Annotated in this window: 24 protein-coding genes and 1 pseudogene; 19 read left to right on the top strand and 6 right to left on the bottom strand. The window is 63.4% G+C overall.

Translation table 11 applies throughout. The annotated features are described in order from the left end of the window. The first annotated feature begins 94 nt into the window (after positions 1–94). The 4 genes from ACTJKE_RS24690 to ACTJKE_RS24675 all read left to right on the top strand — a co-directional run bounded on the left by ACTJKE_RS24690 (position 95) and on the right by ACTJKE_RS24675 (position 5,405). Entirely contained in the window at positions 95–1,120 is a 1,026-nt protein-coding gene (locus ACTJKE_RS24690) for an ABC transporter substrate-binding protein (RefSeq protein WP_058327296.1), read from the top strand. Positions 1,121–1,250: 130 nt separating this feature from the next. Further along, complete coding sequence (locus tag ACTJKE_RS24685; protein ID WP_058327297.1) at positions 1,251–3,488, top strand: ABC transporter permease; 2,238 nt, start codon at positions 1,251–1,253, stop codon at positions 3,486–3,488. An 8-nt stretch (positions 3,489–3,496) separates the two neighbouring features. Then, on the top strand, positions 3,497–4,558 hold the full coding sequence (locus ACTJKE_RS24680; RefSeq protein WP_058327298.1) for an ABC transporter ATP-binding protein: 1,062 nt from the start codon (positions 3,497–3,499) through the stop codon (positions 4,556–4,558). Between the two features lie 34 nt (positions 4,559–4,592). After that, complete coding sequence (locus ACTJKE_RS24675; protein WP_058327299.1) at positions 4,593–5,405, top strand: inositol monophosphatase family protein; 813 nt, start codon at positions 4,593–4,595, stop codon at positions 5,403–5,405. 15 nt (positions 5,406–5,420) lie between these two features. Here ACTJKE_RS24675 and ACTJKE_RS24670 read toward each other — a convergent pair whose 3' ends face one another. Both ACTJKE_RS24670 and ACTJKE_RS24665 read right to left on the bottom strand, forming a co-directional pair. Further along, entirely contained in the window at positions 5,421–6,200 is a 780-nt protein-coding gene (locus ACTJKE_RS24670; protein WP_058327300.1) for a slipin family protein, read from the bottom strand. Positions 6,201–6,252: 52 nt separating this feature from the next. Then, entirely contained in the window at positions 6,253–7,605 is a 1,353-nt protein-coding gene (locus ACTJKE_RS24665; protein WP_058327301.1) for an NfeD family protein, read from the bottom strand. 251 nt (positions 7,606–7,856) lie between these two features. On the opposite strand from ACTJKE_RS24665, the gene ACTJKE_RS24660 reads away from it, so the two are divergent. From ACTJKE_RS24660 to ACTJKE_RS24620, 9 genes and pseudogenes are all read left to right on the top strand, one after another. Continuing rightward, positions 7,857–8,546: a DUF2161 domain-containing phosphodiesterase gene (locus ACTJKE_RS24660; protein ID WP_058327352.1), complete on the top strand. Its 690-nt coding sequence runs from the start codon at positions 7,857–7,859 to the stop codon at positions 8,544–8,546. 19 nt (positions 8,547–8,565) lie between these two features. After that, the gene (locus ACTJKE_RS24655) at positions 8,566–8,934 is read left to right on the top strand and encodes a YbaN family protein (RefSeq protein WP_058327302.1); all 369 of its coding nucleotides are present in this window, start codon (positions 8,566–8,568) and stop codon (positions 8,932–8,934) included. 469 nt (positions 8,935–9,403) lie between these two features. Beyond that, complete coding sequence (locus ACTJKE_RS24650) at positions 9,404–9,883, top strand: GNAT family N-acetyltransferase (protein WP_058327303.1); 480 nt, start codon at positions 9,404–9,406, stop codon at positions 9,881–9,883. A gap of 22 nt (positions 9,884–9,905) precedes the next feature. Next, on the top strand, positions 9,906–10,928 hold the full coding sequence (locus ACTJKE_RS24645) for a glycoside hydrolase family 3 N-terminal domain-containing protein (protein ID WP_058327304.1): 1,023 nt from the start codon (positions 9,906–9,908) through the stop codon (positions 10,926–10,928). Positions 10,929–10,957: 29 nt separating this feature from the next. Next, entirely contained in the window at positions 10,958–12,607 is a 1,650-nt protein-coding gene (locus tag ACTJKE_RS24640; RefSeq protein ID WP_058327305.1) for an ABC transporter substrate-binding protein, read from the top strand. A 191-nt stretch (positions 12,608–12,798) separates the two neighbouring features. Further along, on the top strand, positions 12,799–13,776 hold the full coding sequence (locus tag ACTJKE_RS24635) for an ABC transporter permease (protein WP_440692697.1): 978 nt from the start codon (positions 12,799–12,801) through the stop codon (positions 13,774–13,776). A 1-nt stretch (position 13,777) separates the two neighbouring features. Continuing rightward, positions 13,778–14,665 (top strand): annotated as a pseudogene (locus tag ACTJKE_RS24630) (ABC transporter permease); the annotation flags it as partial. After that, positions 14,665–15,468, top strand: a complete 804-nt coding sequence (locus tag ACTJKE_RS24625) for an ABC transporter ATP-binding protein (protein ID WP_440692695.1) — start codon at positions 14,665–14,667, stop codon at positions 15,466–15,468. The pseudogene ACTJKE_RS24630 and the gene ACTJKE_RS24625, both read left to right, overlap by 1 nt. Further along, positions 15,465–16,391 (top strand): ABC transporter ATP-binding protein, encoded by a 927-nt coding sequence (locus ACTJKE_RS24620; protein ID WP_058327308.1) that lies wholly within the window; start codon positions 15,465–15,467, stop codon positions 16,389–16,391. Before ACTJKE_RS24625 ends, ACTJKE_RS24620 begins: the two co-directional genes overlap by 4 nt. A gap of 134 nt (positions 16,392–16,525) precedes the next feature. Here the strand turns inward: ACTJKE_RS24620 and ACTJKE_RS24615 are convergent, their stop codons facing one another. Both ACTJKE_RS24615 and ACTJKE_RS24610 read right to left on the bottom strand, forming a co-directional pair. After that, complete coding sequence (locus tag ACTJKE_RS24615) at positions 16,526–17,566, bottom strand: glutamine synthetase beta-grasp domain-containing protein (protein ID WP_057255488.1); 1,041 nt, start codon at positions 17,564–17,566, stop codon at positions 16,526–16,528. Positions 17,567–17,924: 358 nt separating this feature from the next. Next, the gene (locus ACTJKE_RS24610; protein WP_058327309.1) at positions 17,925–19,343 is read right to left on the bottom strand and encodes an aminotransferase-like domain-containing protein; all 1,419 of its coding nucleotides are present in this window, start codon (positions 19,341–19,343) and stop codon (positions 17,925–17,927) included. A gap of 80 nt (positions 19,344–19,423) precedes the next feature. On the opposite strand from ACTJKE_RS24610, the gene ACTJKE_RS24605 reads away from it, so the two are divergent. Further along, a complete protein-coding gene (locus tag ACTJKE_RS24605) occupies positions 19,424–20,287 on the top strand; it encodes a DMT family transporter (protein ID WP_058327310.1) in 864 nt (287 codons plus the stop codon). Positions 20,288–20,338: 51 nt separating this feature from the next. Here ACTJKE_RS24605 and ACTJKE_RS24600 read toward each other — a convergent pair whose 3' ends face one another. After that, positions 20,339–21,232, bottom strand: a complete 894-nt coding sequence (locus ACTJKE_RS24600) for a LysR family transcriptional regulator (RefSeq protein WP_058327311.1) — start codon at positions 21,230–21,232, stop codon at positions 20,339–20,341. Between the two features lie 113 nt (positions 21,233–21,345). Here ACTJKE_RS24600 and ACTJKE_RS24595 point away from each other — a divergent pair, with 113 nt between their 5' ends. The 4 genes from ACTJKE_RS24595 (at position 21,346) to ACTJKE_RS24580 (ending at position 23,363) form a co-directional block, all read left to right on the top strand. After that, the gene (locus tag ACTJKE_RS24595) at positions 21,346–21,684 is read left to right on the top strand and encodes an NmrA family NAD(P)-binding protein (protein ID WP_280938106.1); all 339 of its coding nucleotides are present in this window, start codon (positions 21,346–21,348) and stop codon (positions 21,682–21,684) included. Beyond that, positions 21,600–22,208, top strand: coding sequence for an NmrA family NAD(P)-binding protein (locus tag ACTJKE_RS24590; protein WP_280938107.1), 609 nt, complete (start codon positions 21,600–21,602; stop codon positions 22,206–22,208). Before ACTJKE_RS24595 ends, ACTJKE_RS24590 begins: the two co-directional genes overlap by 85 nt. 58 nt (positions 22,209–22,266) lie before the next feature. After that, positions 22,267–22,515, top strand: coding sequence for a DUF2798 domain-containing protein (locus tag ACTJKE_RS24585; RefSeq protein ID WP_058327312.1), 249 nt, complete (start codon positions 22,267–22,269; stop codon positions 22,513–22,515). Positions 22,516–22,685: 170 nt separating this feature from the next. Beyond that, entirely contained in the window at positions 22,686–23,363 is a 678-nt protein-coding gene (locus ACTJKE_RS24580) for a helix-turn-helix domain-containing protein (protein WP_063893347.1), read from the top strand. Positions 23,364–23,407: 44 nt separating this feature from the next. On the opposite strand, the gene ACTJKE_RS24575 is transcribed toward ACTJKE_RS24580, so the two are convergent. Beyond that, a complete protein-coding gene (locus tag ACTJKE_RS24575; protein ID WP_440638295.1) occupies positions 23,408–24,379 on the bottom strand; it encodes a quinone oxidoreductase family protein in 972 nt (323 codons plus the stop codon). Positions 24,380–24,562: 183 nt separating this feature from the next. Between ACTJKE_RS24575 and ACTJKE_RS24570 the strand changes: the two genes are divergently transcribed. Beyond that, entirely contained in the window at positions 24,563–25,432 is an 870-nt protein-coding gene (locus ACTJKE_RS24570; RefSeq protein WP_058323140.1) for a LysR family transcriptional regulator, read from the top strand. Positions 25,433–25,445: the final 13 nt, after the last annotated feature.

Below are 25,445 nucleotides of genomic sequence, written 5' to 3'. Positions count from 1 at the left end.
CGAAACCGTGAACGTGCTGCCCGGCGGGCAGGCCGATGGCCACGCCGTGTCTCGTTCGCGCCCACATAAACCAAGGCAACAGGAGGATGCCCCAATGAAAACAATGACCCTTTCCCTCATGCTCTTTACCGGCACGGCGCTCGCCGCGCTACAGGCTCAGGCTGCCGGCAGCCTCAACCTCATCTGCTCAGCAGACGTGGTGATCTGCGAGCAGATGACCGGCGACTTCCAGAAGGAGACCGGCATCAAGGTCAACATGGTTCGCCTGTCCTCGGGCGAGACCTATGCCAAGATCCGCGCGGAAGCCCGAAACCCGAAGACCGATATCTGGTGGGCCGGCACCGGCGACCCGCATCTGCAGGCCGCCTCCGACGGCCTGACACTCGAATACAAATCACCGATGCTCGATCAGCTTCAGGATTGGGCAAAGAAGCAGGCTGAAGGCTCGGGGTACCGCACGGTTGGCGTCTATGCCGGCGCGCTCGGCTGGGGTTATAACACCGAGATCTTTTCGAAGAAGGGCCTGAAGGAACCCAAGTGCTGGGCCGACCTGCTCGACGCATCGTTGAAGGGCGAGATCCAGATGGCGAACCCGAACTCGTCCGGCACCGCCTATACTGCGCTTGCCTCGCTGGTGCAGATCATGGGCGAAGACCAGGCCTTCGAATATCTGAAGCAGCTCAACGGCAATATCGCACAATACACCAAGTCGGGTTCCGCACCGGTGAAGGCGGCGGCGCGTGGCGAAGCCGGCCTCGGCATCGTCTTCATGCACGACGCGGTGGCCCAGACCGCCGAAGGCTTCCCGATCAAGTCGGTCGCGCCCTGCGAAGGCACCGGCTACGAGATCGGCTCCATGTCCATCATCCGCGGTGCCAAGAACCTGGAGAGCGCCAAGGCCTGGTACGACTGGGCGCTGAAGCCCGAAGTGCAGTCGCGCATGAAGGACGCCAAGTCCTTCCAGTTGCCGTCCAACAAGTCGGCCGAAGTGCCGAAGGAAGCGCCGAAGTTCGAGGACATCAAGTTGATTGACTACGACTTCGCCACCTTCGGCGACGCCGAAAAGCGCAAGGCGCTGCTCGAGCGCTGGGATCGCGAAGTGGGCGCCAGCGCCAACTGATCGCAGGATCGGCCGGCCGGAAAAGCGATCCGGCCGGCACCCCGGCATAGACGTTAGTTCGTCGGCTCCGGTCTCTGATCGGGCGCCCTAACGGCATTCCATTTTCATCTCAATTCACGCGAGGACCATCATGGAACATCGCAACCGCAGGCTCGACCTCACCCTCGGGCTCGGACTGGCAGCCTTCCTGCTGGTCCCATGGTATCGCATCGAAGGTGGCTTCTTCGGGCTCGGCTGGCTTGCCGATTTCCCCGGGGATCCGGCCGTGGCCCCCGGCCTGATGCAGATCTTCGCCCATGGCCGGTCATGGCTGGCCGTGACACTGGTGCTGCTCGGCATCTGCGCGGCAGCGCGTTTTGTCAGCGATCCCGCGCGCCGCGGGCTTCTGCTTGCTGTCGCCGGCGCAACGGGTGTCCTCTATCTCGCCCTTCAAGGACTGGCGATCGGCTTCACAGGCTGGACCTGGACCATCAGCGAAAGCCTGTTCGGACCGCTTTCCGACGGTCAGCCTTCGATGGGCGCCGGCGCCGTATTGTCTGCCCTTGCCTTCATTCTCCTTTTTGCCTTCGGGCTTGCCGAGCGTGGCGTGCTCAAGGGCGACGCCTTCATCGTTGCGGCGATTTCGCTGCTCGTTTCCCTGGTCATCGTCTTCGTCTTCTATCCGGTCGGCAGCATGTTCGCAGCTTCCCTCCAGGATTTCGACGGCTCGTTCAAGCCTGACGGTTTCATTCGCAACATCCAGGACGGCTCGATCTGGAGCTTGAGCTGCGTCATCGGCGAAGGCCGCTGCGGCGTCGCCTGGCGCACCCTGTGGCTGGCGCTGATGACCGCATCAGGCTCGACGCTCCTTGGCCTTGCCTTCGCGCTTGTGGCCACCCGCACGCGCTTTCCCTTCAAGAAGGGCATGCGGCTCCTGACGGTGCTGCCGATCATTACCCCGCCCTTCGTCATCGGCCTGGCGCTGACGCTGCTCTTCGGCCGCGCCGGCGTCGTCACCGAGTTTCTGTCCGATGCCTTCGGCATCGAGCCCGGCCGCTGGCTCTACGGCCTTACCGGCATCTGGATCGCCCAGGTTCTCTCCTTCACGCCGATCTCCTTCCTCGTGCTGATCGGCGTCGTCGAGGGCGTCAGCCCGTCGATGGAAGAGGCGTCGCAGACGCTCCGCGCCGATCGCTGGCGCACCTTCTGGAACGTCTCCCTGCCGCTGATGAAGCCCGGCCTTGCCAACGCCTTTCTCATCGGCTTCATCGAAAGCATGGCCGATTTCGGCAACCCGCTGGTGCTCGGCGGCAGCCACGGCGTGCTTTCGACCGAGATCTTCTTCGCCGTCGTCGGCGCCCAGAACGATCCGTCCCGCGCAGCGGTACTCGCGATCATCCTGCTCTGCTTCACGCTCTCGGCCTTCCTTGCCCAGCGTTACTGGCTTGCGGGCAAGAACTATTCGACCGTTACCGGCAAGGGCGATTCCGGCGCCCACAGCGCGCTTCCACGCTCGCTGTCGATCGGCGTCCACGCCGTCGTCATCCCGTGGATGATCTTCACAGTCGTCGTCTACGGCATGATCCTCTTCGGCGGTTTCGTGAAGACCTGGGGCCTCGACAACTCGCTGACCCTCGATCACTACGCCAAGGCCTTCTCGATCTCGGTTGCCGACGGCGCGATCGCCTGGACAGGCGTTGCCTGGAATTCCTTCTGGACGACTATGGAAATCTCGCTGATTGCAGCACCCCTGACCGCCCTCGTCGGGCTGCTGACCGCCTATCTCATCGTGCGCCAGCGCTTCGCCGGCCGTGATGTCTTCGAGTTCGCGCTGATGCTGAGCTTTGCCATTCCCGGCACCGTCATCGGCATCAGCTACATCATCGCCTTCAATCTGCCGCCGCTCGAAATGACCGGCACGGCGTTGATCCTCGTCGCCTGCTTCGTCTTCCGCAACATGCCCGTCGGCGTGCGCGGCGGCATCGCAGCGATGAGCCAGCTCGACAAGAGCCTCGACGAGGCGTCGCTGACGCTTCGGGCGACGAGCTTCCGCACCTTACGCAGGGTCATCCTGCCGCTCCTACGGCCGGCGATCGTCGCGGCGCTCGTCTATTCCTTCGTCAGGGCGATCACCTCGATCAGCGCCGTCGTCTTCCTCGTCAGCGCCGAATACAACATGGCGACCGCCTATATCGTCGGCCTTGTCGAGAACGGCGAGTTCGGTGTTGCGATCGCCTATTCCTCGGCCCTCATCCTGGTGATGATCACCGTCATCACCGGCCTGCAACTGCTTGTCGGCGAACGCAAACTGAGGCGCGAAAACCGCGTCCTCAGTGCCGCGCCCGCCCGTTCGTCCTCCGCCACCCTTTCCCAGGAGAAAACCGCTTGAGCACTCATATGAGCACGCCGCGCACCGGCTCTGTCGTCTTTCAGAACGTGCGCAAGCAGTTCGGTGCCTTCACCGCCATCCACAACCTGTCGCTCACCATCGAGCCCGGTACGCTCGTGACCCTGCTTGGGCCTTCCGGCTGCGGCAAGACGACGACGCTGCGCATGCTTGCCGGGCTCGAGCATCCCTCCGCCGGCAAGATCCTGATCGGCGGCAAGGACGTGACCATGCTGCCGGCCAATGAGCGCGACGTCTCGATGGTCTTCCAGTCCTATGCGCTCTTCCCGCACATGTCGGCGCTCGACAACGTCGCCTATGGCCTCGAGTCCTCCGGCATCAAGAAGAAGGAGGCGCGCGAGCGCGCCGAAGATGGCCTGCAACTCGTCGGCCTGGGCGGCCTCGGCCAGCGGCTTCCCGCCGAGTTATCCGGCGGACAGCAGCAGCGCGTTGCCGTCGCCCGCGCCCTCGTGCTCGAACCGCAGGTGCTGCTGCTGGACGAGCCGCTGTCGAACCTCGATGCGCGGCTGCGCCGCAAGGTTCGCACGGAAATCCGCGAGTTGCAGCAACGTCTGGGCTTCACCGCCGTCTACGTCACCCACGACCAGGACGAGGCGCTTGCCGTTTCCGACCGCATCATCGTCATGAAGGATGGTGCGATTGCGCAGGAAGGAGCGCCGCGCGATCTCTACGAGACGCCCGCCTCGACCTTCATCGCCGACTTCATGGGCGAGGCCAATGTGCTGCCTTGCGAGGTCACCGCAGCCGAAGCTGGCCAGGCGACGATCCGCATCGGCGGCCTCGAACATCGTCTGCCCTCGAAGACCGCTCGGCCAGGGCCGTCGAAGCTTGCAGTGCGTCCCAATGCGGTGACCCTGACGCCGGCCAAGGGCGCAGCACTTTCCGGCACGATCAGCAGCGCTGCCTATCTCGGCGGCCATGTCGAATACGAGGTCGAAACGGCAACCGGCCTCCTGTTTGTTATCGATCAGGCCGTTGAGGACATGTTATCTCCGACAACGGAGGTCGCCATCGGTTTCCGCAACCGCGGCCTCGCTTTGATTGACGCATGACTTTTTTACAACTGGATACGAGAAGGACACTTGCATGACTGCTGAAATTGCCGGCCTCGACGCCCGGTTCGCGCTTGCCAAATCTATGGCCGAGGAGGCCGGTCGGCTCGCCTACGACTATTTCCTGAAGCGGGAAACGCTTGTCATCGAAACCAAGCGCGACGCTCACGACGTCGTCTCGATCGCCGATCGCAACGTCGAGACCCTGATCCGCGAAAAGATCGCCGCCGCGTTTCCGGATGATGGCGTGCTTGGCGAGGAGCATGGTCTTCTCGACGGCACATCCGGCTTTACCTGGGTGCTCGATCCGATCGACGGTACCACGCCCTTCGTCAACGGCATGCCGAACTGGTGCGTCTCGATCGCCGTCGTGCATGCGGAGAAGCCCGTCATCGGCGTGATCCACGCGCCCTGCCATCAGGAAGTCTATGCAGCGGCAACGGGCCGGGGCGCGACGCTGAACGGCAAGCCGCTTCGCCTCGACGGCACGCGCACGATCCGCAACGCCGTCACCGGGCTTGGCGCCAACGATCAGGTGAAACCCGGCGAGATGGGTGCCATCGTCGAGCGCCTGCTTTCGAATGGCGGCAACTTCATGCGCAACGGCTCCGGTGCGCTGATGATCGCCTATGTCGCCGCCGGTCGCCTCGTCGGTTACTACGAGCCCTATATGCATGCCTGGGACTGCCTCGGTGGCTACTGCCTGGTGAACGAAGCCGGCGGCTGGACATTGCCCTTCCCGACGTGCGGCGAGGCTTTGACGCATTGGTCTCCGGTCTTGGCGGCTGCGCCCGGCGCAGTCGACGACCTCATGAAGGTCGCCAATCTTGAAACGGCGGCAGCCTGAGCGCCTTAGCGGTGCTCACGTTTGACCGGGCGGCTTGTCGGCCTTTAGCCCGAACAGGCGGCCGAGCTCCAAGGGGAACGGGAAGATGACAGTCGAATTCTTCTCGCCCGCAAGGACGTTGAGCGTGCTCAGATAGCGCAGTTGCATCGCTTCAGGCTGCTTGGACAGGATCTCGGCAGCCTCGAGCAGCTTGGCGGCAGCCTGTTGCTCGCCCTCGGCATTGATCACCTTGGCACGCCTCTCGCGTTCGGCTTCGGCCTGGCGAGCAATTGCGCGGATCATGCTCTCGTTGATGTCGACATGTTTGATTTCCACGGTCGCCACTTTGATACCCCAGGCATCCGTCTGGCTGTCGAGGATCTTCTGGATGTCTTCGTTCAGCCGGTCCCGCTCGGCCAACATCTCGTCGAGATCGTGTTTGCCAAGCACGGAACGCAGGGTCGTCTGCGCCAGCTGGCTGGTCGCCATCATGAAATCCTCGACCTGGATCGTCGACTTTTCCGCATCGATAACCCGGAAATAGATCACGGCGCTGACCCGGACCGAGACGTTGTCATGGGAGATCACGTCCTGGCTCGGCACATCCAGCACCCGGGTCCTGAGATCGACCCGCACCATCTGCTGCACGTAGGGGACGAGCAAGATCAGCCCCGGTCCCTTGACGCCGGTGAACCGCCCGAGCGTGAAGACCACTCCGCGCTCGTATTCGCGCAGGATCCGGATCGAATAGGCGATGACGAGAATGATGAGCACCAGCAACGCGGCAAAAGGAGCGAGGCTCCCAAACATGTCCATGACCATTCCTCCATTCCGGACGCTTTCGCCTGCGCCCACAGGATCCGCGGCGCTATGCCTTCTGAGCGTCGCGCACCACTTCGAGCGTCAGTCCGTTCCGCCCGACAACCTTTACATCCTCACCTCTCGACAGCGTTTCCGTGCTGACAGCTTGCCAGCGCTCGCCATGGGCGATGACGTAGCCGGCGGCCCCTGTCCAACTTTCGACCTTGCCCGCAATGCCGATCATCTGTTCGCCGCCGGTCACCACCGCGTGGCGCCGTGAGCTGAAGGCCAGCCGTGCGACCAACAGGCTGAAGCCGAAGCTTGCGACGGCAAGCCCCGCTAGCACGGACCAGGAGACCTGCAGGCCCGGCGTATCCGTGTCAAAGAGGATTGCCGCGCCCAGAACCAGTGAAACGCTGCCACCGGCGCCGAGCACGCCGAAAGACGGCGAATGCGCCTCGGCAACCATCAGGCCGATCCCAAGCAGGATCAGACCGATGCCGGCGTAGCTGACGGGCAGCACCGAAAGCGCATAGAGCCCGAGCAGCAGACTGATGCCGCCGATCGTGCCTGGCGCCACCGACCCCGGAGACAGGAACTCGAAGATCAAACCGTAAATGCCGATCATCATCAGGATCACCGCGATATTGGGATCGGTAACGACCGAAAGCAGCCGGGTGCGCCAGTCGGGCACGAAGTCTTCGGTGGCCAGCCCGGCCGTATCGAGCACGATCTCCAGCTGCCCCGCATGCACGGTGCGCCCGTTTGCCTGCTTCAAGAGATCGGCGATGGTGGTGGCGGTGAAATCGACGACCTTCTCCCTGACGGCCGCTTCGGCCGAGAGGCTTGCCGCCTCGCGCACCGCCTTCTCGGCCCAGTCGGCATTGCGCCCGCGCAGTTCGGCCAGTCCTCGGATATATGCCACGGCATCATTGACGAGCTTCGCCTCGGCAGCGTTCCGAACCGCCGGCTGTTTGCCGCCGTCCTTGCCGGTATCGCCATCCTTCCCCTGGCCGAACATGTCACCGCCGATCGCAATCGGCGTCGCCGCGCCGAGGTTCGTTCCCGGCGCCATCGCCGCGATGTGGCTGGCATAGAGGATATAGGTGCCGGCGCTCGCCGCGCGCGCACCGCTCGGCGCAACGTAGCTTGCAACGGGCACGGGGGAAGCGAGGATCGCGCGGATGATCTCGCGCATCGACGTGTCGAGACCTCCGGGCGTATCCATTTGCAAGACCACCAGCGGAAGGCGGCGCTGTTCCGCCTTCGTCAAACCGCGCCTGACATATTCGGCCGTGGCCGGGCCGATGGCACCGTTGACATGCAGCACCAAGGCGACCCGATCGTTTTCGGCTCGCGGCGAAGCTGGAAACGCGAATGACGTGATCAAAACAAGCAACAGCGTGAGGATTCGCAACATCCGTCGTCAAAACCTCGCATGCCCGACGCCTCCGAAGAGGACGTCCATTCGAGAATAATAGCACAACACAAGGTTAGGACGAAGCGAGGTTGCTACTGCATCGGTTGGATCCTCGGAGCAACGAGGTCAGCTCGCCTTGCTGCTGCGACGTGATGACAAGTCCGGCGATCGGAGTTATCTGCTAGTCTCCTTCCGCAATGATGCGTCACTGCTTGAGCCTCCCCGATTTCGACCAGAACAGGATCCCGGGTTTGGAGACGACCCTCTATCAGCCGATCAAGACCTTTCTCGAAGCCCGCGGCTACAGCGTCAAGGGCGAGATCGGCGGCTGCGACATGGTGGCACTCAGCGATGACGAGCCGCCGCTTGTCGTCATCTGCGAGCTCAAGCTGAGCTTCAATCTCGAGCTGATCCTGCAGGCCGTCGACCGCGCCACCGCCGGCGACGAGGTATGGATCGCCGCCCGTGTCTCGGCCAAAGGCAAGGGGCGGGAGAGCGATCGCCGGTTCCGCGATCTCTGCCGCAGGCTTGGCTTCGGCATGCTGGCGGTCGCCGACAACGGCATGGTCGACGTCATTCTCGCGGCCTCCGCGGTAATGCCTCGCAAGAACAACAGGAAGCGGTCGCGACTGATCAGCGAGCACCGCCGCCGCAAGGGAGACCCGACCGCCGGCGGTGCCACGCGATCGCCGATCATGACCGCCTATCGCCAGCAGGCGCTTGCCTGCGCGGCCGCCCTGCAGAGCGGCCATCAGCGCCCGCGTGATCTTCGCCCGGTCGCACCGGATGCCGCCAAGATCCTGCTTCACAACGTCTATGGCTGGTTCGAGCGGATCGACCGCGGCATCTATGCCCTGACGGAGCTGGGGGCCGAGGCGCTTCGCCGCTGGCCGCCGAGCGAGACGGCCACGACGCCGATCATCGAGACATCCGAAGCATGACGCTCACCGGGGCCATCGCATGAATCCCGCCCTTCGCATCCTCTGTCTTTGCCTTGCATGGCTGATGGTCGGACTGGGTGTCATTGGCGCCTTCCTCCCCGTCCTGCCGACGACTCCGTTTTTGCTTTTGGCGGCGGGCCTCTTCGCCCGCGCTTCGCCGCGATTGGAGCAATGGCTGCTCAATCACCGCGTCTTCGGGGCTTCGCTGCGGCTATGGCGTGAAAAGGGTGCCATCTCCAAGCGCGCCAAGACCGGTGCGGTCAGCCTGATGGCCGCTAGCTTCGGACTCTTCGTTTTCTTCGGCAATCCGAGCCTGACGCTGGCTGCGATCGTCGCGGCGTCGATGGCGCTTCCTGCACTGTTCATCCTGACGCGTCCGGCGGAATAGCCATAAAGGCAGCGGGACAAGATCCTGCGCGCCGTCCATGCAGGAAAACAATACTTTTCTTCTCAGGAAATACTTGGTCGCGATCGAAATTGGCGAGCTCTTCTTAAGCATGCACTTCATGAGCGCACGAATATTCATACTTAGTGTTTTTGTAAATCAAGATATATTTCGAACAACCCAAGAACAAAGTTGTACAAAGGTGCAATTTCCAGAGCGACCCGCTTTACTCGGCTGTTTTGGCCACCCTTTTCCCGGCACCGCTACCGCACCCATGCACCCCGAGGCCGGCCGGGGATTCGCGGGCCGTGCCGCGCTCTCCGGAGCGGCTCATGGTCCGATATCTCGCCTCGCGAAAAGAGGATAGCACCCCGAATCTGACGATTGGCGATTGACAAGCCGGTCGGGTTGGCTCCATCTGTTGCATTACAAAGGCAGCAATTCCGTAATAAAGGAATATGTGGAGGCGCACATGCCTGACATGCTGGTGAGCTTGTATTCGCCGATCCTCGGCGAACTCAAGCGAAGTACCCAAACCGACAAGGTGACTATTCGGCCCGCCTTGCCGCCGGAAATGCGCCTGGTCATCGATTGGGTGCGAGAGAATTTCAGCGAGAACTGGGCAAGCGAGGTGGATGTCGCCTTCACGCGCCGCCCCGTGGCGTGTCTCATTGCCGTCGACGACGGCAATCTGGTCGGCTTTGCCTGCTATGACACGACGGCGCCGGGCTTTTTCGGCCCGACGGGCGTCCACGGCGCAAGCCGCGGCAAGGGCATCGGCGTCGCCCTGCTCTCCAGTTGCCTCGACACCATGAAGACCCTTGGCCACGCCTATGCCTTCATCGGCGACGCGGGACCCGTCGATTTCTACGCAAAGACTGTCGGCGCCGTGCCGATCCCCGCCCCCGACAAAGGGATCTACCAGGGCATGCTGCGCCGCCCTTCCAAGTAATTTCAAATATCGGAGCCTCCCCATGTCCTCGACACCGCTTGCCCTCTTTGTTGGCATACCCAATCCCACGCTGTCGGATGACGAGTTTGCCCTGTTCCGCGAAACCAATCCGCTCGGCCTTTTCGTCGGCCGCCGCAACCAGCGCGAACCCGCGCAGACAAAGGCGCTGATCGAACGCTTTCGCGAAGCCGTCGGCCGCGAAGATGCCCCCGTCTTTACCGACCAGGAAGGCGGCCGCGTCCAGCATCTCGACGCCGGCCCCTGGCCGCTCTTCCGCTCGTTCGGCGAATTCGCCGAGCTCGCGCGCCACGATTTCGCCCTCGGCAAGAAGGCCCTTCGCCTTTCGAGCCAGGCCATGGGCACGATGATGAGTGAACTTGGTCTCACGAGCGGCTGCTCGCCGGTGCTCGACCTCGTCTTTGCAACAACGAGCTCGGTCATCGGCGCCCGTTCGTTCGGCGCCGATCCGGACTTCATTGCAGCCCTTGGCCGTGAGGTAGTCGATGGCCTGCTTGAGACCGGCAACATGCCGGTCATGAAGCACATCCCGGGCCACGGCCGGGCGACGCTCGATTCGCACAAGGAGCGGCCCATCGTCGACGCTTCGCGCGAAACGCTGACCGCCACCGACTTCAAGCCCTTCGTAGCGCTCCGCGACACGCCCTGGGCCATGGTCGCCCACGTCGTTTACTCCGCCTTCGACAAGGAACTGCCGGCATCCATTTCGCCAGTCATGCACGACGTCATCCGCAACAACATGGGCTACGACGGCGTACTCGTTTCCGACTGCATCTTCATGGAATCGCTCCGCGGCACCTTGCCCGAGCGCGTCCGCCAGGTGCTCGACGCCGGTTTCGACATCGCACTTCACAGCCACGGCACGCTCGCCGAGAGCGAAGCGGCAGCCAAGGCGGCAAGTCCGCTGACCGCCGCCGCCCAGAAGCGCATTGACGCCGGCAAGGCCCGTCTCGGCACGCTGAAGGTCGACGTGCGCGCGGCCCATGCGGAAGTCGAGGACATGTTCAACAGCGCCCTCGTCGCCTGACCAATCCGAAAATCAAAAGGGGAACTACCGTGAAAAAATCGCTTCTCGGCGCGGCCACCGCGCTTGCCCTCATCGCCGGCCCGGCCGCGGCACAGACCGTGCTCACCGCCAACATCGAACCGGCGACCACCTGGGTACGCAACTTCAACCCGTTCAACCAGACCTCGGCGCGCCAGAGCACCCTCGACTTCATCTACGAGCCGCTGGTCGTCTTCAACCGCTTCGACGGCAACAAGCCGATCTTCCGGCTCGCAGAAAGCTTCAAGCTTGCCGATGACCTGAAGTCGATCGAGTTCAAGCTCCGGCCGAACCTGAAATGGTCCGACGGCAAGCCGCTGACGGCGACCGACGTCAAGTTCACCTATGACTATTTGAAGAAGTTCCCGGCGCTCGATTTCGTCAGCATCTGGACCTTCATCGCCGGCGTCGAGGCCGTGGATGCTGAGACCGTGCGCTTCACGCTCGCCAATCCGAGCTCGCTTGCCGCCGAGCAGCTGGCGCAGCTGCCGATCGTTCCGGAGCACGTCTGGAAGGACATCGCCGAGCCGGTGACCTTCGCCAACGAGACACCCGTCGGCAGCGGCCCGCTGACCGAGATCCCGCGCTTTACCGGCCAGACCTACGACCAGTGCCGCAACCCGCATTATTGGGATGCCGCTACGCTGAAGATCGACTGCGTACGCTTCCCGCAGCTCGCCGACAACAACCAGATCCTGACGGCGACGGCCTCCGGCACGCTCGACTGGGGCGTTTCCTTCATCCCGGATATCGAGAACGTCTATGTCGCCAAGGATCCGGAGCACTATCACTTCTGGTACTCGCCAAGCAGCATGGTCGCCTTCCTGTTCAACCAGGAGACGGCGAACGAGAACAACCGCAAGGCCTTCAACGACGTGAAGTTCCGTCGCGCCGCCTCGATGGCGCTCGACCGCGGCACCATGGTCGATGTCGCAGGCTACGGCTACCCGACGCTCAACGAAGACCCGGCCGGCATGGGCGAGCTCTACAAGAGCTGGGCCGATCCGTCTGTTGCCGCCGACTTCGGCAAGTACGGCAAGTACGATGCCGATGCCGCCAAGGCGCTGCTCGACGAAGCCGGCTATGCCGACAAGGACGGCGACGGCTTCCGTGACAATCCGGACGGCAGCAAGATCGCCTTTTCGATCATCGTCCCGAGTTCGTGGACCGACTGGATCGACACGGTGACGATCGCCGTCGAAGGCCTGCAGGCCGTCGGCCTCGACGCCAAGATCGAAACGCCGGAGGAAGCCGTCTGGACCGGCAACCTCATCAACGGCACTTTCGACGCAGCGATCAACAGCCTGCCGGCGTCCGCCTCGCCCTACTACCCTTACAAGCGCGCCTTCAGCGCTTCGGACAAGGGCAAAACCCGCTTCACCGCGCAGCGCTGGTTCAATTCGGACGTCGAGGCGCTCCTGACCGAGTTCACCCACACGGCTGACCCCGCCAAGCAGAAGGACGCGATGAACAAGGCGCAGCGCATCGTCGCCGAGAACCTGCCTGTCATGCCGGTGTTCAACAACCCGAACTGGTACCAGTACAACACCAAGCGCTTCAAAGGCTGGGCGAACGCGGAAAACCCCTTCGTCAACCCGTCGATCAGCCGCACCAACCCGGCACGCTTGCTGCACCTGCTGGCGCTTGAACCGGTGAAGTAACCCGATCACAGACGCGGCGGTCTCACAGACGATGCTCCGGGAGGGCGCCTTGTCTTGATCCGGCAACAGTGGCGGGCGGTCTTCGTCCGCCACGCGATCGTCCTGGCTGTTGCCCAGACGGACGGTCCGACAAGAAGACAGCCCTGCCGCCTGACGCCAACACGCGGCGGTCGCAGTCGATGGAGTTCCCGATGGCCTTTCTGCTTCGCCGCCTCTGTTTCTACCTGGCGGCCTTCGTCGCGGCGGCGACGATCAACTTCTTTCTGCCGCGGCTGATGCCCGGCGATCCGGTGCAGATCATGTTTTCGAGCGCCGGCGCCGAGTTGCCGCCCGAGAGCCTGCAGGCCCTGAAACTGACCTTCGGCTTCGTCGACGGCCCGCTCTGGCAGCAGTACCTCACCTATATCGGCAGCATCTTCAGCGGCGATCTCGGTCGCTCGATCAAGTATTTCCCGCTGCCGGTGACGACGGTTCTCGGCAATGCGCTCGTCTGGACCGTGGGGCTGATGGGCACGGCGACACTCGTAAGCTTCGCGCTCGGCACCTTCCTCGGCGTTCTTGCGGCCTGGCGCCGCGGCAGCCTGTTCGACGTCATCGTTTCCGTCGGCGCAATCTTTGCGACCTCGGTGCCGGCCGTCGTCACCTCGCTGATCGTCGTCTTCACCTTCGGCTTCACGCTCGGTTGGTTCCCGACCGGTTATGCCGCCGACCCGGCGCTCGATCCGGCCTTCACGCTCGAATATTTTGGCAGCGTTCTCTACCACGGCATCCTGCCGATGCTGACACTCTGTGCGGTTCTGACCGGCGGCTTTGCCGTGACCATGCGCAACAACATGATCAACCTGCTCGGTGAAGATTACATCGTCATGGCCCGCGCCAAGGGCCTTTCCGACACCCGAGTGATGCTCTGGTACGCCGCCCGCAACGCGCTGCTGCCGACCGTCTCGAGCCTTGCGATCGCCATCGGCACGGTGCTCGGCGGTTCGCTGGTGACTGAGGTGGTGTTCAACTATCCGGGTCTCGGCAACATCCTTTACCAGGCGATCCTCGCCCGCGATTACCCCGTCATCCAGGGACAGCTTCTAATCATGACCGCCACGATGCTCGTCGCCAACTTTGTCGTCGATGTCAGCTACGTGCTGCTCGACCCACGACTGAAGAGGGCGTGATATGAAGACCTCCTCCTTCCCGCTCATCCGCAACCGCAAGGCCATGGTCGGCGCGCTGATCGTCGCCTTCATTCTGCTCGTGGCGATCGCCGCCCCGCTGCTGACCTCCTACGATCCGAGCGCCCGCGTCGGCCGGCCGCACCAGGCGCCGTCGCTGGAACATTGGCTCGGCACCACCCGCATCGGCCAGGACGTCTTTGCCCGCCTGATCTATGGCGCCCGCACCTCGCTTGCCGTCGGCTTCGGCGCCGGCCTCCTGATCACCGCCGTCGGCACCGCGCTTGGCATCATCGCCGGCTACCGCGGCGGCAAGGTCGACGAAGTCATCAGCTTCTTGACCAATATGGTGCTCGTCGTCCCGAACCTGCCGCTGCTGCTCGTGCTCGCCGCCTTCATCGGCCAGGCGAGCCCCTGGGTCATCGCCCTCATCCTCGGCGGCACCTCCTGGGCCTGGGGCGCACGCGTCACCCGCGCCGAAACGCTCTCGGTCAAGCAGAAGGACTATGTGAAATCCGCCGAGATGATGGGCGAGCCGCGCTGGCGGATCATGACCTTCGAGATCTTCCCCAACCTCATCTCGATCGTCGGCATCAACTTTATCGGCAGCGTGATCTTCGCGATCATCACCCAGGCAACGCTCGAGTTCCTCGGTCTCGGCGACCCCAAGGTCGTCTCCTGGGGCACCATGCTCTATGCCGCGCAGAAGGCCTCTGCCCTTTCGGTCGGCGCCTGGTGGGACATCCTGACGCCCTGCTTCGCGCTCGCCTTTCTCGGCATCGGCCTGTCGCTCCTCAACTTCGCCGTTGACGAGATCGCCAATCCGCGGCTTCGAACCGGCAACCGGCTCGGCCGCTGGCAGGCCCTTATCCGCTCTGGGGAGGGCCGCCTGTGGCCACGCCTCTGCTTTCCGTCAAGAACCTCACCATCGACTATATCGGCGAAACCGACGACTTCCGCGCCGTCGACGATGTCAGCTTCGATGTTGCCCCTGGCGAAGTCTTCGGACTTGCGGGCGAATCCGGCTGTGGCAAGAGCACCATCGCCTTCGCCATCAGCCGGCTGCACAAGCCGCCAGCGTTGATCCGCAAGCAAAGCGCCATCCTGCTCGATGGTCGCAACGTGCTCGATCTCGACCAGAAGGGTCTTGCCGACTTCCGCTGGCGCGAAGTGGCGATGGTCTTCCAGAGCGCGATGAATTCCTTGAACCCGGTGTTGCGCATCGAGCAGCAGTTCTACGACGTCTTGAAGACGCATAAGGGCATAAGCCGGGCCGCTGCGCGTGACCGCACTGCTGAAATGCTGCGGCTCGTCGATATTTCGCAAGACCGGATGCGCGACTATCCGCACCAGTTTTCCGGCGGCATGCGCCAGCGCATCGTGATTGCCATCTGCCTGGCGCTCGATCCGCGCCTCATCGTCATGGACGAACCGACGACGGCGCTTGACGTCGTCGTTCAGCGCGAAATCCTGCAGCGCATCAACGAGCTCCGGCGCAAGCTCGGCTTCGCCGTGCTCTTCATCACCCACGACCTCGGGCTGATGGTGCAGTTCTGCGACCGCATCGGCATCATGCTTGCCGGCAAGCTGGTCGAGCAGGGCACGGCCGACACCATCTACCGGACGCCCGAACACGACTACACGAAGAAGCTCTGGGCCTCCTTCCCCTCGCTGCACGGAGGCGTTCTCAGATGACCGGCACATCCGCACCCATTCTGGCGCTCGACTCCATCCTGACCTTGGACAAGGTCAGCAAGACCTTCGGCAATGGACCGGGGGCCGTGCGCGCCGCACGGTCGATATCCTTCTCGCTCCATGCCGGACGGGCGCTTGCGGTCGTCGGCGAATCCGGCAGCGGCAAGACTACCTGTGCCCGCATCGCCATGCGCGAATACGAACCGAGCGAAGGGCGGCTGCTCTTCAAGGGCAAGCCCATCGTTTCAGCGGGAAGCAAGGAGATCGCCGACTATCGCCGATCGGTGCAGATGATCTTCCAGGATCCGTTCGCCTCGCTCAACCCGGCCCACACGATCGCCTATCATCTGAAGCGGCCGCTGATGCTGCATCGCCCCGACATCAAGGGCGCCGCAATCGCGGAGGAGATCAAGGCGCTCCTGCGGCAAGTGAAGCTCGATCCCGATATCGTCGCGCCGAAGTACCCGCACGAGCTCTCGGGCGGCCAGCGCCAGCGCGTCAACATCGCCCGCGCACTCGCGGCAAAGCCCGAGGTCATCGTCGCCGACGAGCCGACCTCGATGCTCGACGTTTCCGTGCGCCTCGGCGTGCTCAATCTGCTCAGCGAAATGAAGCGCGAGATGAACCTCGGCCTGCTCTACATCACCCACGACATCGCGACCGCCCGCTACGTCGCCGAGGATATCGCGGTGATGTATGCCGGCCAGATCGTCGAATGGGGAAATACCGGCAAGGTCATCGACAATCCGGCCCATCCCTATACCAAGCTGTTGCTCTCGGCCGTTCCCGACCCCGACATCCGCTTCGACGATCCGAACGCGCAGGTCAACGCCTCCGAGGCCGACGAAACACGCCGCAGATCGGCGGCGAGGCAGGAGACGATCCGCGAGGTGGAGCCCGACCATTTCGTGCGCGCGGCCTAAAGCTCAGAGCCACACACGTATCACTCCAAAACAAAAACGCCCCGCAATCCGCAGGGCGTTTTTGTCTTTCGTCGCGACAGACACGACATAGTCGAGTTTGCCCGGCGCCCTCGTATGCGCCGGGCAAGGGAAAATCAGGCGGCTTCGCGCTTTGCGACGTCGGTCGGCACCGTCGAGATCGTCTTCAGGATCTGCGAAGCGATCTGGTAGGGGTCGCCCTTGGAGTTCGGGCGGCGATCTTCGAGGTAACCGCGGTAGCCGTTGTTGACGAAGCTGTGCGGAACGCGGATCGAGGCACCCCGGTCAGCAACGCCGTAGCTGAACTGGTGGATCGAAGCGGTTTCGTGCTTGCCGGTCAGGCGCATGTGGTTGTCCGGGCCGTAGACGGCAATGTGGTCGGCGCGGGCTTCGGCAAAGGCGGCCATCAGGTTTTCGAAATAGTCCTTGCCGCCGACTGTGCGCATGTATTCGGTCGAGAAGTTGGCGTGCATGCCCGAGCCGTTCCAGTCGGTGTCGCCGAGCGGCTTGCAGTGGTATTCGACGTCGATGCCGTATTTTTCGGTCAGGCGCTGCAGCAGGTAGCGGGCGAGCCAGATTTCGTCGGCGGCCTTGCGCGAGCCCTTGCCGAACACCTGGAATTCCCACTGGCCCTTGGCAACTTCGGCGTTGATGCCTTCATGGTTGATGCCGGCAGCCAGGCAAATGTCGAGGTGCTCTTCGACCACCTTGCGAGCAACATCGCCGACATTGCTGAAACCGACGCCGCAGTAATAGGGGCCTTGCGGCGCGGGGAAACCGGCTTCCGGGAAGCCGAGCGGGCGTCCGTTCTGATAGAAGAAATACTCCTGCTCGAAGCCGAACCAGGCGCCTTCGTCATCGAGGATCGGGGCGCGGGTGTTGGACGGATGCGGCGTCGTGCCATCGGGCATCATGACTTCGCAGAGAACCAGAACGCCGTTCTTGCGCTCCGGATCCGGATAAACGGCAACCGGCTTCAGAACGCAGTCGGAGCTGCTGCCTTCGGCCTGCATCGTCGAGGAACCGTCGAAGCCCCAGAAGGGCAGCTGCTCAAGCGTCGGAAAAGCATCGAATTCCTTGATCAAGGTCTTGCCGCGCAGGTTCGGGGTGGGCTTGTAACCGTCGAGCCAGATGTATTCGAGCTTAAACTTTGTCATTTCGTTCTCTCACATGACGCCAGGAATGGCTGGGTTCCGAAGCGGCTGGGCAATCCAGATCGGCTGCCCGACGACCGATGCCCGTTAAGAAGCATTAATCGTGCCAACTCGATTTCAGCGCCGAGAATCCAGAGAAATTTGCGTTTGGCGGCAGGCAGGAGCCCCGGCGAGCAGACGCTACAGCGCAAGGAACAAGCGCATTGCGCAAAAAATAGGCAAACCCTGCCCAACTCCGTGGCAAAGCAACGTGAAAGGCTGAGATCGACGGCACTTCCCCAGCATTCGCCGGCGATTGCCTCTAAAACGAGCAATCGCTTTCAGCACGCCGGTCTGCTCAGCCTGCGCGCTCGACACCGCGTTAGCGCATGATCAGGGGCAGAATTTTGAAAAGCCGCTCATCCTCGCATTGGGAGACGTTGAAGCGCATGAAGCCGTTGGCCGTGCCGGCATGGGAAAAGACGTTGCCGGGGGCCAGCACGATCTCCTGCTGCAGCGCCTTCTGTGCCACGTCGGCCGCATCGACACCATCGGGCAAGCAGCACCAGAGGAACATCCCGGCCTGCGGCTCGATCCATGGTTTGATGCCGATGACACCGAGCCGCGCCGCTGTCTCGCTCATGACGCGGGCCAGACGCTGGCGCAGCGCCTCCATGTGCTTGCGATAGCTGCCATCCTTGAGCAGCGAAAATACCAGCTCCGCCGCAAGGCTCGGCCCGCCGAAGGTGGTGGCGATCTTCAGGTCGATGAGCCCTTCGATCCAGGCGCGCGGCGCGGCGATGAAGCCGCAGCGCATCGAGGCGGAGAGGGTCTTGGAAAAGCTGCCAATCTGCACGACACGATCGAGCCCGTCAAAGGCGGCGAGCCGTGGCGCCGGCGTATGCTCGAAATCCGCGAAGATATCATCCTCGATGATCGTCAGCCCCGCCTGCTCGGCAAGCTTGAGCAGCCGATGGGCGACAACAGGAGAGAGTGTGGCGCTTGTCGGGTTGTGGAGAGCGGAATTGGTGATGTAGAGCCGCGGCCGATGCGCCGCCAGCACCTCAGCGAATTTTTCGAGATCAGGCCCCGAGGGCGTATAGGGCACGCTCACCACCTCAGCCCGGTGGGCGCGCAGCAAGGCATGGAAATTGAAATAGCAGGGATCGTCGACCACGACCGTATCGCCGGGTTCGAGCAGGAAGCGACAGAGAAGGTCGATCGCCTGCGTTCCCGATTCCGTCAAGATGATCTGATCGGGTGACGCCTCGACCCCATGTTCGCCGAGACGTCGCGCAAGAAGCTGGCGCAGCGGCCGATGGCCAAGCGGCGTTCCGTAGTCCGTCAGCCCGCTCGCCTCCAGCCTGGCTGCGGACTTGAGTGCGCGGCGAATTGCCGTCTCCGGCATCCAGGTCGGCGGCAACCAGCCACAGCCCGGTTTCAGCACGTTGTCGCCCGTTTCCAGCGCCTGGCGCGACACCCAGAGCGGATCGACGGCCCGGTCGAGCCGCGGCCCAATCTCGGCCAGCGAAAAGGGCGCCAGCGGCGCCGAGACAAAGAAACCCGCGCCCGGTTTCGAGCGAATAACGCCTTCCGCCACCAGCCGCTCATAGGCCTCGACGACGGTCGATTTGGAAACGCGCATGGTCTTGGCGAAGGCGCGGATGGACGGAAGCTTCGCGCCGGGTGTGAGAACGCGCCCCGTGATCCGCTGCCGGATCGTCGCCATAACGCCTTCAAGCAGCGTTTCGCTGCCAATCCTAAGCTCCTGCATCGTCATCCGTACTGCCCAAACATCCATTACAGTTTGGCGAAACTGTACCGCATTGTCTCTGGCAAGACCACCCTCTGCGGCCGATACAGACGAAAAAGGAGAATGCGATGGACAAGACGGCAGACGGTTGGATGAGCGGTTTTATCGGGGTGCTGATCTTCAGCGGATCATTACCTGCGACACGCGTCGCAGTCATGGATTTCGATCCGGTGTTTCTGACGGTGGCGCGTGCGGCGATCGCCGGCCTGCTCGCGCTCGCGCTGCTTCTGATCTTCCGTCAACCGCGCCCGGCGCGGGCCGATCTCGTTTCGCTGGCGATTGTCGCCTTCGGCGTCGTACTCGGTTTCCCGCTTTTGACCGCCCTCGCCCTACAGCACGTTACCTCGGCGCATCTGATCGTCTTCGTCGGCCTGCTGCCGCTGGCAACGGCCATCTTCGGCGTGTTGCGCGCCGGCGAGCGGCCACGCCCGGCCTTCTGGCTCTTCTCCTCCCTCGGCAGCGCCGCAGTGGTGGGCTTCGCGCTGGTACAGGGCTTCGCCGCGTCGCCCATCGGCGACCTCCTGATGCTTGGCGCCATCATCGTCTGCGGCCTTGGCTATGCCGAAGGCGCCAGCCTCTCGCGCAAGCTTGGCGGCTGGCAGGTCATCTGCTGGGCGCTGGTCCTGTCGCTGCCGATCATGCTCGCGCTCACGCTCTTCACGCTGCCTTCCTCCTTCTCGATGGTCACGCATGGCGCCTGGACGGGCCTCGCCTACGTCTCGGTCTTCAGCATGCTCGTCGGCTTCGTCTTCTGGTACCGCGGCCTCGCGCTCGGCGGCGTCGCCGGCGTCGGACAATTGCAATTGCTCCAGCCCTTCTTCGGCCTGGCACTTGCCGCGACGCTCCTCGGAGAGCCCGTAAGCTGGAGCATGCTGGCAGCAACCGGCGCCATCGTGCTCTGCGTCGCCGGCGCCAAGAAGTTCGCGAAATAGGCAGCTTCACACGTCAAGGGCGGTGCCGGCAGAGAAGCGGCCTCGCCCGCTCTAAAGGCGGTCGAGCTTCAGCCGCTCGCCGAGCAGATCGAGAAAGTAGCGGATCTTTGCCGAAGGGCTCCGCCCCTCGAGCCAGAGCGCGTGGATCGGCACCGGAGCGGGCTCAAAGTCTTCAAGGACGACCTCGACCTTGCCCGCGTCGATCAGGTGCTTGATCTGCCAGAGCGGAGAGTAGCCAAGGCCGAGACCTACCTCCACCGCCGAGTAGATCGTGTTCATCGAATTCGTGCGAAACGCGCCGGTGACTTTGACCGCACGAGCCCGACCGTCGATGGTGAACATCCAGGCGCCAGGTCGCTCGTCGCCCGTGCGCGTGACACAACGATGCTCGGCCAATTCCAGCGGATGTGAAGGCCGACCGAAGCGCGCGAAATAGGAGGGCGAACCGAAGACGACCCGGCGAAGCGCACCCAGGCGTTTGCCTGTCAGTCCCGAATCCGCGAGATCCCCGATCCGCACCACCAGGTCGAGCCCGCTTCCGGCGAGGTCGACGAACGCATCGGAAAGGTCGAGGTCCACCTCGACCGCAGGATACTTCGCCATGTATTCGGCGATGATTGGCATCAGGAACCGCGGCGCAAACAGATTGGGCGCCCCGAGGCGCAGCACGCCTGACGGCTCGGACCGGCGCTGCGCCGCCTCCTCGCGCGCCTCGTGGATCTCCTCCACCGCCGGCTTGATGCGCTGATAAAAGCTCTCGCCCGCCTGGCTCGGCATCGAGCGGCGGGTCGTGCGATGCACCAGCTCCACATCAACATCAGCCTCAAGCATGGCGAGCGATCGGCTGACGGTCTGGAGCGGGCGCCCCAGCCGTTTCGCAGCCGCCGTCAGGCTACCCTCTTCGACAATGGCCATAAAGGCTTCCAGGTCTTCGATGCGGCTCATAAGATAATCCCGTTTTCTGGGAGAATAAATCACATTTCACATCGATTGTCTGCATCCTTATGCCTCATTAGCTTGAGGTCATCACTTCTCGGCGGCACGAAAGGCAGACCCAGATGAACCAGCGCTCCAATACGATCCTCGTTGTCGGCGCCACCGGTCGCTTTGCCGATCTCGTCGTTCCGGAACTTGCGCGGCGCGGCGCCAAGGTTCGCGCCCTGATTCGCGACGAGACGCATGGCGCGCTGGCGAAATCGTTGGGCGCATCCGAAATCGCGATCGGCGATCTGCGTGAGCGCGGAAGCCTCGATCGGGCACTCGAAGGCGCTGCCGGCGTCTTCCACCTGCCTTCGCGCCGGATGAAGCGGCGATGGGCGTGTCGATGGTCGAAGCCGCCGTGCGTGCCGGTGTTAGGAAGTTCGTCTTTTCGTCGGTCATCCAGCCGACCCATATAAGGCTGAAGAACCATGCGGCGAAGATCCCGGTGGAGGACGCGCTTTATTCGTCACCGCTCGATTACACCATCCTGCATCCGGCGAACTTCATGCAGAACCTGCGCTCGGTGTGGGCAACGATGCTGGCAACCGGCACCTTCGCCGAGCCTTTCCCTGCGACGACGCGCATCGCCCGGGTCGACTACCGGGACGTCGCCGAGGTCGCGGCAATTGCGCTGACCGAGGATCGCCTCGCCTATGCAACGCTCGAGCTCTGCGCCGAAGGACGGCACAACCGTGAGGAAATCGCCCGCATGATGAGCGAAGCGCTCGGGCGGCCGATCGTTGCCGGAGACATCGGATTTCACGAATGGGCAAAGCCGATCGCCGCGACATACACCGACCACCAGTTGGAACTACTGGCCAAGGTGCATGCCCACTATACCGAGGTGGGCCTCGGTGGAAACAGCCTGACGCTTCGGGCTGCCCTTCAGCGTGCCCCCCGCAGCCTCGAAGGCTTCATCCGTGAGTTGGCGCAAGCCTAGCAACAAGGACTGTCCGGCGCCGTCCCCCTTCTTTTTCGAATTCCTGGAGTCATCCCCTATGTCAAAGAAGCTTCCACATCGATACCAGGCGATCGTCATGCCGCTGGTCCTTTCCGTGCTGATGTCCGCCATCGTCTCCTTTGTCTCGACGGCCAGCGGCAGCGGCCTGCAGCCGGATCTCTTCACGCTATGGCTCAAGGCCTGGGCCTTCTCCTGGCTGGTCGCGTTCCCGAGTCTGCTCGTGGTTCTTCCGGTGGTGCGCCGGATCGTGGCGGCGACGGTGGAGCAACCGCGCAGCAGCCCTTGAGGCGCGCAGCGCAACCCTCCCCTCGCGCCCTCGGCGACCATTTACGAGGAGTTTGCCTTTTGCCGTTCCCGGCCTCCTGCTGCGGCGGATGATTTTTAGGATATCTAAAATCGATTGACAGGAAATCGGGCCGCACCCTAGCTTGAGGAGAGACGAGAAGGGGACAGACAGTGACGACGGACCATGCCAGCGGCGCATCTACCGGCGAGGCAGAGGCGCCGTCGCTCGGCGATCGCCTGCGCCAACGGCGCAAGACGCTGAAGATGACCCTTCAGGAGGTCGCCGACGAGGCAGGCTTTTCCGTTGGTTTCATTTCGCAGATCGAACGTGGCATCACCGTCCCGTCACTGACCTCGCTGATTGCCGTCTGCCGGACCCTGAAGGTCGAGGCCGGCAGCTTCCTCAACCCGCCGAAGGTGGCGACGCCGTTCACCCGCCGTGAACACCGGCCGATCTATGGGCTCGGCGGAGAACGCGGCAACGCGGTCTCCTACGAACGCCTCTCCGCGTCTTTCCCCGGCAATGTACTGAGAAGCACCATCATCCACGAACCGCCGGGCCACCGCAGTGAGCCGATGTCGCACGAGGGCGAAGAGATCTTCTTCATTCTCCAGGGGGCCTTGACGCTGGAGGTGGACGGCGAGCGCATGGTGCTGGAAGCCGGCGATTCCGCCCACTTCCCTTCGCTGCGCACTCACACGATGTGGAACCACACGAAAGAGCCCACCACCATTCTGCACACCTGCACCATGGATGTGTTCGGCGACGGAGATCCGTCGGGAAACTCTGCCGACAGCCTTGCGGTGACGCGGGCCGACAACCGGCTGACTGCCACCAGCAAGACGTGACCTTTAGTAGCGTCTGGGCCCCCGATAGGTCGAGCCACCAAACGCTAAGGCAACAGCACCATGGCACCCGTCGTCCCGCGTCCCTCGAGCCGGCGATGCGCCTCGGCCGCCTCCGAAAGCGGCAGACGCGCGTGGACGGGGATCTTGACCGCGCCGCTCGCGACGACGTCGAAGAGATCCTTGCTCATCGCAAGCACGTCCTCGCGGCGTGCCAGGTGCTCCGGCAGCAGCGGCCACGTGGCGTAAAGCGATCCTTTTATCGCCAGCGTCGTGATCTCGAACGGCGGGATCGGGCCGGAGGCGGCACCGAAACTGACGAAGTGACCGAAGGTGCGCAGGCTGTCGAGCGAACCTTCGTATGTCGCCTTGCCGATGCCGTCGTAGACGACATCGACGCCCTCGCCTTTGGTGATCTCGCGGACATGGTCGGCGAAACCCGAACTGCTGTAGTCGATCACGTGGTCTGCGCCATTCGCCCGCGCCAGCCTGGCCTTTTCAGGTGAGCCGACGGTGCCGATGACCGTGGCACCGAGGTGCTTCGCCCATTGCGTTAGGATAAGGCCGACGCCGCCGGCGGCGGCATGGACGAGGACGGTGTGGCCAGCTTCGACACGGAAGGTGCGGCGCAGGAGATATTGCGCCGTCAGGCCCTTCAGCATCATCGCCGCACCGGTCTCGAAGTCGATATCGTCAGGCAGATGCACGAGGAAATGGGCCGGCACATTGTGCTCTTGCGCGTAGGCGCCGAGCGCCTCGGCATAGGCGACCCGATCGCCGGGCTTGAAGCCTTCGACATCAGGCCCGATCGAGATCACCTCACCCGCCCCTTCCTTTCCGGGGATGAACGGCAGTTGCGGTGGCGGGTAGGAGCCGCGGCGCAGGTAGACGTCGACAAAGTTGACGCCGATCGCCCGGTTGCGCACCCGGACCTCGCCGGGGCCAGGCTCGCCGAGTTCGACGTTTTCATAGGCGAGCACGTCAGGCCCGCCGTGCTGATGCACGCGGATTGCTTTCATGGATTTGCTCCTCGGGTTGGGAATCGTGGCCGCAGGGCCGTGGCAGTGCCTAGTCGATGGTGGGTGCCGGCATGCTCGTCTTGGGCATGCGGATCGAGCGCTCCTTTGTTCTCACACCTGATAGATAGCCACACGGCAGTTCCCCGTGTAGACTGATATCGATGACAACAGAGTTCAAAGATTATGATATCTGATCAGATCGGCATCGACCTGCTGCGCGCCTTTGTGGCGGTCTGTCGACAAGGCAGCTTGAACCGCGTCGCTACCCAGACCGGCCGCACCCAATCGGCGCTCAGCATGCAGATGCGCCGGCTCGAAGATCTGCTTGGCCGCCAACTCTTCAACCGCACCGGTCGCGGCGTCGTGCCGACGCCCGAGGGCGAACTGTTCCTGGGATATGCGACCCGCATGCTGGCGCTCGGCGACGAAGCCGCCGCGCGGCTGCGACAGGCCGATCTCAGCGGTGGCGTGCGGGTCGGGCTTGCCGAGGAAGTGGCGACGACGGCGCTGCCCGAGGCTCTCGGGCGGCTGCGGCGCGGCTATTCGGAGATCCGGCTCGACGTGGTGGTGGAGCAGTGCGTGGCGCTCGGAAGGACCTGGCCCGAAGGTGAACTCGACATCATGGTCGTGCCGACCTCTGTCGTCACGGCTGACGCCCTCACCACCTGGAACGTCGAACTGCAATGGGTCTGCGCCACGGACTATGCGTTCGACGAGACACGACCGGTCGACCTCGTCGCATTCGCAGCGCCCTGTCTCTGGCGCCGGCGCATGATCGAGACGCTGGCGGACCAGGGCCGGGAACACCGCATCACCTTTACGAGCCAGAGCATCACGGCGCTTCAAGCCGCAATCGAGAACGGGCTCGGCATTGGATTGCTTCCGCCAGAAGCCGTGCGCGCGAGCACGATGCGGGCGCTCCCCGCTTCGTCAGGCGTTCCGAAGCCGCTTGCCGTCCAATACGGGCTTTTCGCCAGGGATCGCCGCACAGCCGTCGTCGATGCGGCGATCGGCGTGCTGCTCGAAGCCCTGCCGGCAGCGTCAAGAACCTAGCGACCTTCGTTGA

The organism is Ensifer sp. 22521 (assembly GCF_052044795.1).
Taxonomy (GTDB): domain Bacteria; phylum Pseudomonadota; class Alphaproteobacteria; order Rhizobiales; family Rhizobiaceae; genus Ensifer.
This window is presented reverse-complemented; position numbering and strand designations above follow the sequence as displayed.